Source organism: Streptomyces sp. UH6 (assembly GCF_013421635.1).
In the GTDB taxonomy this organism is placed as follows: domain Bacteria; phylum Actinomycetota; class Actinomycetes; order Streptomycetales; family Streptomycetaceae; genus Streptomyces; species Streptomyces abyssomicinicus.
This window is the reverse complement of record NZ_JACADT010000872.1, coordinates 1-2,411: the sequence shown is the minus strand read 5'-3', so window position 1 is coordinate 2,411 and position 2,411 is coordinate 1. Positions and strand designations below refer to the sequence as shown.

The 2,411-nt window shown below is 69.4% G+C and carries 2 protein-coding genes and 1 pseudogene; all 3 read right to left on the bottom strand.

Annotated features, from left to right (window positions below):
• Nucleotides 1–154: 154 nt before the first annotated feature.
• Nucleotides 155–901 (bottom strand): response regulator transcription factor, encoded by a 747-nt coding sequence (locus tag HW445_RS26960; RefSeq protein ID WP_151775172.1) that lies wholly within the window; start codon nucleotides 899–901, stop codon nucleotides 155–157.
• A 213-nt stretch (nucleotides 902–1,114) separates the two neighbouring features.
• Nucleotides 1,115–1,813: a ribosome hibernation-promoting factor, HPF/YfiA family gene (gene hpf / locus HW445_RS26955; protein ID WP_374939703.1), complete on the bottom strand. Its 699-nt coding sequence runs from the start codon at nucleotides 1,811–1,813 to the stop codon at nucleotides 1,115–1,117.
• Between the two features lie 370 nt (nucleotides 1,814–2,183).
• Nucleotides 2,184–2,411 (bottom strand): annotated as a pseudogene (locus HW445_RS32905) (ComF family protein); the annotation flags it as partial.

Sequence of the window (2,411 nt, the reverse complement as noted above, 5' to 3'; positions counted from 1 at the left end):
CCCGCCGGAACTGCGCGACGCCCTGGTCGCCGAGCTGGCCGCCCTCACGGCCTGAGCGAGCCGGAGCGGGTCTGAGCCGCGCCCGCGGGCGGAGCGAGGCGCGGGCGGGACCTCGGACAGGGGCGGGACCGGGACCGGGCCGGCGAACCCGGGGTCAGCGGATCTCGAGGATCTTCTCCCGCATCGCGTAGACCACGGCCTCCATCCTGGAGTGCAGCTGAAGCTTCTCCAGGATGTTGCGCACGTGGTTCTTCACGGTGTTCTCGGAGATGAACAGCTCCTTGGCGATGTCCCGGTTGTTCATCCCGGTGGCGACCAGCTTGAGGACCTCCAGCTCACGGTCGGTGAGCCGGGGCGCCGGCACCAGCCGCCGCTCGTCGGTGCGCTGGATCATCGACTTGAACTCGGTGAGCAGCTTGGACGCCATCGAGGGGCTGATCTGGGACTGACCGTCGGCGACCGCGCGGATCGCGGTGGACACCTCGTCGGTGGAGATCTCCTTGAGGAGATAGCCCGTGGCGCCGGCCTTGATGGCGTCGTAGAGGTCGGCCTCCTCGTCGCTTATCGTCAGCATGATGATCTTGGCGCTGGGGGCGACCTCCTTGATGGAGGTGCAGGCCTCGATACCGCCGCGGCGCGGCATGCGGACGTCCATCAGGACGATGTCGGGAAGCAGGTCGGCCGCCTTGTCCACGGCCTCCGCGCCGTCACCGGCCTCGCCGACCACCTGGATGTCCTCCTCGGCGGCCAGCACGATCTCCAGGCCCCGCCGGAAGAGCGCGTGGTCGTCCACCACCAGGACCCGGATGGGCTCCTCGCGCCCTCCGGCCGCGGCCGGCTCGGTGCCGGGCATGCTGTCGCCGGCGCCCCCGTCCCGCATCGGTCCGAAGGTGTCCGCCATCGTTCCTCCCCCATGAGGCTGAGGCCTGTTCCTCCCCGCCGCCGGTCAACACGCGGCGGTGAACAGCCCGTTGGGCCGTGTGGCCATGATTCCATGCCCGGACCGGCGATGAGCCGACCGCAGCACCGCGCCCGGTCGCACAGGGGCGCATAACGGTGCCCCTGAGGGCGCATTCGCACGCACCACCAGGGGCACCACCGGCACCTGCGGACGTCAGCCGCCGAGCGTCCCGCCCGCGTCCGGGGAGGGCTCGCCGTTGACCACCATCGGGTCGGTGCGCAGGTGGATCACGCCGTAGTCGTAGGCGTGCCGCCGGTAGACGACACTGGGCTCCTTCGTCTCGGAGTCCACGAAGAGGTAGAAGTCGTGGCCGACCAGCTCCATCTCGTAGAGCGCCTGGTCGAGGCTCATCGGGGCGGCCACGTGGTTCTTCTCGCGGACCACGAGGGGGCCTTCGCCCTGGATCTCCAGGGAGCCGATCCGCTTGGTCGGCACCGCCTCCGTCTCCTCGTAGGACGGCACCACCGCGCCGTTGGCGTCCAGGGTCGCGGCGTCCGGCACGTGGCTGGCCACCTCGGCGGCCGGGACCCGGCCCACACCGCGCCGCGTGTAGCGCTTGTCGTGCTGCTTGCGCAGCCGCGCGCTCAGCTTCTCCGCCGCCAGGTCGAGCGCGGCGTACGGGTCGGCGGCCGACGCCTCCGCGCGGATCACCGGGCCGCGGGAGCGGAGCGTGATCTCGACCCGGTCCTTGCGGTCGGCCTGCCGCGGGTTGTGCTCCTTGGACACCTCGACGTCGAGGCTCATCACCTTGCCGTCGAGCTTCTGGATCTTCTCCAGGTTCAGCTTCTCGGCCACGTGCTTACGGAACCGCTCGGGCACCTCGGTCTTGCGGCCCTTGACGACGATGTCCACGCAGAACTCCGTTCCCGGATCGCCCGCCTCACCGGCGGAACCTCTCCCAATCGCACCAGGTTCCGGATGACCACCGGAACCTCGGACTCGGTGACTCCACCTCCTCCTCCCCCACGGGTGCGTCACCCATCCCGGGGAGGGCCGGGACGGGTAGGAAATCCCGTGGCTCGGCATTGCGACAAGAGGGGCATGGCCTGCGCCTTTTCCCTCACTACCGAACATATCTCGCCCGGCGCGATGTCGTCACCCGTTAACGCCACTTACCTCCGTTCCGGTGAATTAACCCTGTCCATATCCGCAGCTCACCGCCAGTTCGGTTGACCGCTTCAACCAACTCCCGACATTCGAAGAATTTCAATCGGTTCCGGTTTCAAACGAAGAATCCTGGTGATGCAGCGACCACCGCCGCGGCAAAGGGAACGCCTGTTCCCTTCCTTTCGGCGGCCGTTCTCAGTACCCGGGCCGCCTCGGCGACGGAAGCGCCCGTGGTCGTCACGTCGTCCACCACCAGCAGCCGTCCGGACGCCGGGAGCAGCGCGGCCGCTCCGGGCCGTAGCTCCAGGGCCCCGTCCAGGTTGGCGAGCCGGCCGGCGGCGTC